General features: G+C 63.6%; 8 protein-coding genes. All 8 read left to right on the top strand.

The genetic code is table 11. The features are described from left to right. Positions 1–529, top strand: a 529-nt coding sequence (locus tag H0I76_RS17645; protein WP_200612995.1) for a carbohydrate porin, incomplete at its 5' end; no start/stop codon positions are given. A gap of 614 nt (positions 530–1143) precedes the next feature. After that, positions 1144–1590 carry an RHS repeat-associated core domain-containing protein gene (locus tag H0I76_RS19820; protein ID WP_200612992.1) on the top strand — a complete coding sequence of 149 codons (447 nt, stop codon included), beginning with the start codon at positions 1144–1146 and terminating at the stop codon, positions 1588–1590. 571 nt (positions 1591–2161) lie between these two features. Beyond that, positions 2162–2293, top strand: coding sequence for a hypothetical protein (locus tag H0I76_RS19625; RefSeq protein WP_267913392.1), 132 nt, complete (start codon positions 2162–2164; stop codon positions 2291–2293). A gap of 86 nt (positions 2294–2379) precedes the next feature. Next, entirely contained in the window at positions 2380–2568 is a 189-nt protein-coding gene (locus H0I76_RS17635; protein WP_200612990.1) for a hypothetical protein, read from the top strand. Between the two features lie 24 nt (positions 2569–2592). Next, a complete protein-coding gene (locus tag H0I76_RS17630; protein ID WP_200612987.1) occupies positions 2593–3681 on the top strand; it encodes a PA0069 family radical SAM protein in 1089 nt (362 codons plus the stop codon). Between the two features lie 68 nt (positions 3682–3749). Next, entirely contained in the window at positions 3750–4154 is a 405-nt protein-coding gene (locus H0I76_RS17625) for an OmpA family protein (protein ID WP_200612984.1), read from the top strand. Beyond that, complete coding sequence (locus H0I76_RS17620; RefSeq protein ID WP_407704280.1) at positions 4135–4761, top strand: ribonuclease HII; 627 nt, start codon at positions 4135–4137, stop codon at positions 4759–4761. The genes H0I76_RS17625 and H0I76_RS17620 overlap by 20 nt, the downstream gene beginning before the upstream one ends. A gap of 96 nt (positions 4762–4857) precedes the next feature. Beyond that, complete coding sequence (locus H0I76_RS17615) at positions 4858–5937, top strand: site-specific DNA-methyltransferase (RefSeq protein ID WP_200612981.1); 1080 nt, start codon at positions 4858–4860, stop codon at positions 5935–5937. The last annotated feature ends 63 nt before the right edge of the window (positions 5938–6000 follow it).

Genomic DNA, 6000 nt, shown 5'->3' with positions numbered 1-6000 from the left:
CGAAAACCTCCTCCGTGGCCCAAATCATCTGACAACGGACAGCCTCGACTTCAACGACATTCCGCAGATCGGGATCCCGGAGGAGTTCGACAGCGAGATCGAGGACGATTTCGCGACCGTTCGCGGATACTGGTACACCTCGTACAGCTTCTACCAGTATATCGACGAGATCGAGGGCGCGCCGGACAAGGGTTGGGGCGTGTTCGGAGAGGCGGCAATCTCTGATGGCAACCCGAACCCGGTGCGCGGCCACTGGTATCTCGGCCTCGGCGGCAACAGCTTCGTTCCGGGGCGCTCGGACGACCTCTGGGGTATCGCTATCGGCCAATACATTTTCAGCAACCCATTCAAGCGCTCTGCCGCGGCGGCCGGGCTTTTCGTCGAAACCGAGAGCTTGTTCGAGATCTACTACAACGTCGCCGTCGCGCCTTGGGCGCGTCTGTCGGCCAACCTTCAGGTCGTGAACCCGGCGCTCGCGGGAACCGAACCCGCTGTCTTCCTCGGATTGCGCGGGCAGTTGAAGTTCTAGCTTTCCGCTTTCCGGATGTCCGGACAGGCGGCGCGAGGGCCGCCATGCCGCGTAGTGATGCGCAAACGTCTGACCGTGACGCGGCTCCGGGCCTGCTTGAAAGCCGAAAGATGGAGCGGCGGTCGGTGTGTCGTCGTCGCCCGCCATGAAACGTGCGTATGTCTGCAACTCGCCAAAAACCCGCCGACGGCCTTACGACCGCATAGTCCGCGGAGCTGCTGTTGGCGCACCGCGCAGCGAATGACCACTCTCCGCCCTAAGCGCAACTTGCGGAGTTGGTCTGGATCGCCCACCCCGGTCGATTGTCGGAATTTCCTAGATCGTTTTTTGGCGCGTTCCAAACGTCCTTGTAAGGTATTGATTGACTTTGCGCGCAAGGCATGGTTCGTTCCTGTTTAAGTTATTGAAAAGATTGGAGAACGATATTCTTGGCGGGGTCGCCATTTTTGAAAAATATATTATTTATCAAATAGTTATCCGTCAAAAAAAGGTGGAACGCAGAACCTGGGACTCCCGACTTTCAGGCGGAAACTCGTACCGAGGTGTGCAGGGCCCTCATCGCGCTGCGTGCAAGCCGGCCTCGCGATCGGGGCGAGTCTCTGCCCTTCGGCGGCATGCACGTCGCGACCGGCCCGGTCCCGGCCCTGCGCTTTCCCGGCCAGCGGTACCAGGCGGGTGAGCCGGATCAGAGATCGCTCCGGTGGAGCGATCTCCCGGCGAACGGCCTGCATCAGAACTGGCACCGCGACTACGACCCCACCACCGGCCGCTACCTCCAGCCGCACCCGCTCGGGCTCGTGGACGCCGCGAGCGTGTATGGATATGCGCGGCAGTCGCCGATGCGGTACACGGATCCGACGGGTTTGGAAGCCGGGGTAATCGTATGGAGCGGCGCGGGATGGGGCAGATCCTCTTTTGGCCACGTGTCGGCTTTTGTGGATGACCGCGCCTATAGCTCCTCTCCTAACTGCCAGTGCGAGTTCGATAGGGACGAATATAATGAGCTAAACAGTTCCCGAGATGGGGCGGTATTCATTCTGAATTTGAACCCCATAGAATAAGTGCCGTTTTCACAGTGCTTTACTCGCCATCGTGTAGATTATAACGCGATATGGAACAACTGCACCGATCCGGTCGAGGAGTTCTTGAATGAACTGCGCTATCCCGTTGGCGATAATATTTTGCCGAACAGCTTGGCTGACTCCATAAGTGGCATTCAAGGTCTGGTTAAAGGAAGGCAAACTTTACCGCAATCCACACCGGCGACGGGTTCGAACGCACCATGGGTAAAGTGATGGCAAGGCGACGACTAATCATTTTGGGGGCGATCTCTGTTTCTCTCTGTGTGCTCGCAGCCTCCATGGTGCCGATCGTAATGTCCGGCCACTCCTACGCCGAAATGGATTGGGACGACAACGGAAGCGTGTCTCTCTCGGAGGTTCTCACGGCACCTGATGTTGGACGACGTTCAATTACACATGATGATAGTCAGTGTATTGAGTTTTATCATAAGAAGGATGGAACCACCATTCGGATTGACTGCGCTGACGCTAGGTAGGGCCGTTGGGCGGCTCTCACGTACGCGCCTGCAACCGGGCTGGCCTCTCGGGCTGGGTGATTAACGATTGTGGCATGCCGGCGGAGACGCTCCACATCGTCCACGACCTCGAGGGCAACCGGATCGCCGAGTACGAGGTCGGTGGTGGGCTCCTGCGCGAATATGTCTGGCTCGACGGCTACCCGCCCGAAGCTGGACGCGCCTGACTGCCTAGCCGACCCGAGCGGCGGCCTCACGGCGCGTTCCAAAGTTTTCTGCAACCCATTGACTGACATTTGTCGGAGGATATGGAGTGTTCCTGCTTAAGGTATTGAAAAAATTGAAAACCCATAACCCTGCCGGGGTCGCCAGCCCTGTTTCCACGATCCTTGTCCAGTCGGTCAACGCGTGGCGGGCGCTGTGGTTGCGTGCGCCGCGACCGGAACCATCCGGCACGACATCGTGGGCCTTCCACTTGCGTCCGCCGCGGATGTTCCTGTAATGTTCGCTCTTGCAGGAGGCGCGTATGGCCGAGCTTTTCGACGACCGACTTCCCGAGACGGCGCGCCGAGGGCGTGGCTCGGCGGTCAACCCCGCCGGACGCTACGAGCGGCTGACGACCGAGAGCTTCGATGATGGCTGGCCCGCCGGCGAGGAAGCCGCGCCGCTCAGGACCTCCGTCAGCGTCGACGCGTCGCGCTCGATCCTCGCGCGCAACACGTCGCCCGACGTGCCATTCGACCGTTCGATCAACCCGTATCGCGGTTGCGAGCATGGTTGCGTTTACTGTTTCGCCCGCCCGACGCATGCGCATCTTGGGCTTTCGCCCGGGCTGGATTTCGAAACGCGCCTGGTGATCAAGCCCCGGGCGCCAGACCTGCTCGAGCAGGCGCTGCGCCGGCCGGGTTATGACTGCCGGCCGATCGCGATCGGGACGAACACGGACCCCTATCAACCGATCGAGCGCGATCATCGCATCATGCGCCGGATCCTCGAAGTGCTCGAGGCTTATCGCCACCCGGTCACGATCACGACCAAGGGCGCCGCGATCACCGATGACCTCGATGTGCTGGGCCGGATGGGACGGGCAGGCCTCGCGCGCGTGACGGTCTCCCTGACAACGCTCGATCCGCGGGTCAGCCGAGCGATGGAGCCGCGGGCGGCCGCGCCCGGGCGCCGGATCGCCGCGATCAGGGCGCTTGCCCGCGCGGGCGTGCCGGTTGGCGTAAATATTGCGCCCGTGGTTCCCGGGCTGACATGCCACGAGCTCGAGAAACTGATGGAGGCCGGCGCCGAGGCCGGGGCGAGTTTCGCCGCCTGGATCGCGCTGCGCCTGCCGATGGAGGTATCCGGCCTGTTCCGCGAATGGCTGGAGCGTGCCTTTCCCGACCGCGCCGCCAAGATCATGGGGAGGGTGCGCGAGATGCATGGCGGGCGCGACTACGATCCCGCCTGGGGCCGCAGGCTCACGGGTGAAGGCGTCCATGCGCGCCTGATAGCACGGCGCTTCGAGGTAGCGCGCGATCGGCTTGGTCTGGGGCGCCGTCCGTCGCCGCTCAGATGCGAGTTGTTCTCGCCGCCACCCCGGGCCGGCGACCAGCTTGCTCTGTTCTGAGGCGCTTCCCCCGGGCGGAGCGGCCAAGTAAGGTCGGCGTCGTTCATTTCTCACCCTTGGGGGGCTCCATGCGCCGTTTCCTTCTCGCCGCAGCATTCGTCGCAGCCAGTGCAAGCGTCGCGCTTGCCAATCCCTGCGGCTTCTCCGAGACCGGCCGCGTCGTCATCAAGGGCTATCCCGTCGGCGCGACGGCGATCCCGAAGGACCAGGTCGACCGGCTGACGAGGTTCGCCGAGACCGCGAGCCACCGGTTCGCGATCTGCGTTCTCGCGCAGGTCGACAAGCAGGGCACCAAGGCCGCGAACGAAAAGGTCGCGAAGGGCCGGGCCGAGAAGGTTCGCGCCTTCCTGATCAAGCAGGGCGTGAAGCCCGATGCCATCAAGATCGCGCTCCAGGAAGAGGCGCTTACATTCTTCGGGCTTCTGCCTTCGGACCAGGACGACGATCGGCGCGTTGTCGTCACGCACGACTGAGATGCTCGACTTCTCGGCCGAACGGGCCGGCGCCTTGCCTTGCGCGGGAGTTGACGAGGCGGGGCGCGGTCCCTGGGCCGGGCCGGTGGTCGCGGCGGCCGTCGTCCTCGATCCCGGGCGCCTGCCCCAGGGACTCGGCGATTCCAAGAAGCTGACGGCGGCACGGCGCGTGTCGCTGTTCGAGGTCTTGGGGGCCTGCGCCGAGATCGGCGTCGGGCGGGCCGAGGTCGACGAGATCGACAGCCTCGGGATCCTGCGCGCCAATGACCTCGCGATGCGCCGCGCCCTGGCGGCGCTGCCTTTGGCGCCGGCGCGTGTCCTGATCGACGGAAACCGCGTGCCGCCGCAGCTGGGCTTTCCGGCCGAGGCGATCGTCCGCGGGGATGGCGCGGTGGCGTCGATCGCCGCGGCCTCGATCATCGCCAAGGTCACGCGCGACCGCATCATGGCAGAGCACGCCATCGAGTTCCCGCAATACGGGTGGGAACGGAATGCCGGATACGGCACCGCAGCCCACCGCGCGGCGTTGGCGCAACACGGTGTGACCCCGCTGCATAGACGGAGCTTCGCGCCCATCCACAAGATGTTGTGTGAAGGTAGTACATGAGGAAAATTCTTCAACACACTGATTCAAAAGACTATTGACGACGAATCATCTTTGACGCATGGTCCTTGCAACGCAGGTGCAAGGAGCACGGGGACGATGAGCAAGCTGCCGCTCGACACGGTTTTGGTGGGGGACTGTGTCTCGCATCTCGCGGCGCTGCCGGAGGGGTCGGCGGACCTGGTGTTCGCCGACCCACCCTATAACCTGCAACTCAGGGGCGATCTGCACCGGCCGAACAACAGCCTCGTCGATGCGGTCGACGACGACTGGGACAAGTTCGACAACTTCGCTGCATATGATGCCTTCACGCGGGCCTGGCTGAGCGAGGCGCGGCGTGTGCTCAAGCCCGATGGCGGGCTGTGGGTGATCGGCAGCTATCACAATATCTTCCGGGTCGGCGCGATCCTCCAGGACCTTGGCTTCTGGATCCTCAACGATGTCGTCTGGCGCAAGACCAACCCGATGCCGAACTTTCGCGGCAAGCGGTTCTGCAATGCGCATGAGACCCTGATCTGGGCGGCCAAGTCCGAGGACGCGAAGCCGACCTTCAACTACGAGGCGCTCAAGGAGCTCAACGAGGGGCTGCAGATGCGCTCGGACTGGGTGCTCCCGATCTGTTCGGGCGGCGAGCGCCTGAAGGATCCCGAGGGGCAGAAGGCGCATCCGACCCAAAAGCCCGAGGCGCTGCTTCATCGCGTGATCCTGGGGACGACCCATCCCGGCGACGTGATCGTCGATCCCTTCTTCGGCACCGGGACCACCGGATCGGTCGCGAAACGCCTTGGCCGCAAGTTCGTTGGCATCGAGCGTGAGGAGCGCTATGCGCGGGTCGCAAGGGCGCGTATCGACAGCGTGACCGTGCATGACCGCGAGAGCCTGAGCGTGACGTCCTCGAAGCGGTCCGAGCCGCGGGTGCCCTTCGGCCACCTGGTCGAGCGCAACCTGCTGCGCCCCGGCGAGGAACTCGTCTCGGTCAACGGACGTCACCGGGCCAAGGTCCGCGCCGACGGGACGCTGATCGCCGACCGCTACGCGGGGTCGATCCACAAGGTCGGCGCCGAACTGGAAGGGGCGCCGTCCTGCAACGGCTGGACCTACTGGCATTTCAAGCGGGATGGAAAGCCCGTCCCCATCGACTGGCTGCGCCAGCAGGTGCGCGCCGAGATGACGAGCTGACCGCAACGAGATTCGCAGTTCTCTGCCCGGCCGTTTGCCTGCGGCCACACCTAGCAAGGGCCC

Origin of the sequence: Thermohalobaculum xanthum (assembly GCF_016623495.1) — a bacterium.
GTDB lineage: Bacteria > Pseudomonadota > Alphaproteobacteria > Rhodobacterales > Rhodobacteraceae > Thermohalobaculum > Thermohalobaculum xanthum.
The sequence above is the reverse complement of the archived record's forward strand: the minus strand, read 5'-3'. Positions and strand labels throughout refer to the sequence as shown.

What these genes read in the sequence shown, in the direction of transcription:
- H0I76_RS19820 (WP_200612992.1), top strand. Translation starts at nt 1,144, where the DNA reads ATGCACGTCGCGACCGGCCCGGTCCCGGCCCTGCGCTTTCCCGGCCAG.
- H0I76_RS19625 (WP_267913392.1), top strand. Translation starts at nt 2,162, where the DNA reads ATGCCGGCGGAGACGCTCCACATCGTCCACGACCTCGAGGGCAACCGG.
- H0I76_RS17630 (WP_200612987.1), top strand. Translation starts at nt 2,593, where the DNA reads ATGGCCGAGCTTTTCGACGACCGACTTCCCGAGACGGCGCGCCGAGGG.
- H0I76_RS17625 (WP_200612984.1), top strand. Translation starts at nt 3,750, where the DNA reads ATGCGCCGTTTCCTTCTCGCCGCAGCATTCGTCGCAGCCAGTGCAAGC.
- H0I76_RS17615 (WP_200612981.1), top strand. Translation starts at nt 4,858, where the DNA reads ATGAGCAAGCTGCCGCTCGACACGGTTTTGGTGGGGGACTGTGTCTCG.